The sequence below is a fragment of the Oleiphilus sp. HI0043 genome (assembly GCF_001634935.1).
Genome location: NZ_LWEY01000986.1, coordinates 1 through 883 on the forward strand (window position 1 = coordinate 1; position 883 = coordinate 883).

Annotated in this window: 1 protein-coding gene; it reads left to right on the top strand. The window is 43.6% G+C overall.

The window, feature by feature from the left end:
• The coding region (locus tag A3729_RS10695) for an MATE family efflux transporter (RefSeq protein ID WP_255376390.1) at positions 1-853 on the top strand (853 nt) is incomplete at its 5' end.
• Between the last annotated feature and the right edge of the window lie 30 nt (positions 854-883).

Consider the following 883-nt stretch of genomic DNA (forward strand, 5'->3'; position numbering starts at 1 on the left):
TTACATGTTGTCGCTAGTGTTTATTCATGTACTAAATATTATTCTGAACTATATATTGATTTTCGGTCACCTTGGTTTCGCCGCTATGGGGACTGATGGTGCGGCTTGGGCGAGTACCATTGCCATGGGCGTTGGTTCTGTTCTGTATTTTTGTTTGGGCTTCTTCAAGCTGGAGTCGTTAAAATTATTCCGTATAAAACCAAGCTTAAGTGATCTTGCTAGCGTCTTTAGACTCACCATTCCAGCAGGTTTTCAGCAGCTGTTAATTGCGATTGGTATGATCAGCTTGTTTTGGATGGTGGGTAAAATAGGCGTTAGTGAAGTTGCCGCTTTAAATATACTCATCAATATTCTGATGTTATGTATTTTGCCAGGCTTTGGTTTTGGTATGGCCGCTGCAACGCTGGTAGGTACAAGCTTAGGTGAACGAGACAAGGTGAAGGCTAAACTCTGGGCCTATGATGTTGCCAAAATTGGCGGAGGGATAACCTTGATACTCGGTATGTTATTAGCCTTCAATGCAGAGCTTATCTTGCGCTTTTTCACTTCAGATACGGCTACCATTGACGCGGCTCGCTTACCTTTGCAGGTGACGGGGGCTTTAATATTTATCGATGTTATCGGTGTGATTCTTATGAACGCCTTGCTGGGAAGTGGTGACGTAAAAGTAGTCTTGAAGACAAGTATGCTTTCTCAATGGGCTGTGTTCTTTCCTTTAGGTCTTATCGCAGTAGTTTATTTTGAGCCGCCCTTGCTGGTGATTTGGCTTTTGTTTTCTTTCTCTCGCCTGGGCCAAGGTTTTGTTTACGGTATTCACTGGCATAGAGGGAAATGGGGAGGCGCTAAGCTTTAGTGTTTAGCGCTTCAATGACGGTGATTTCTA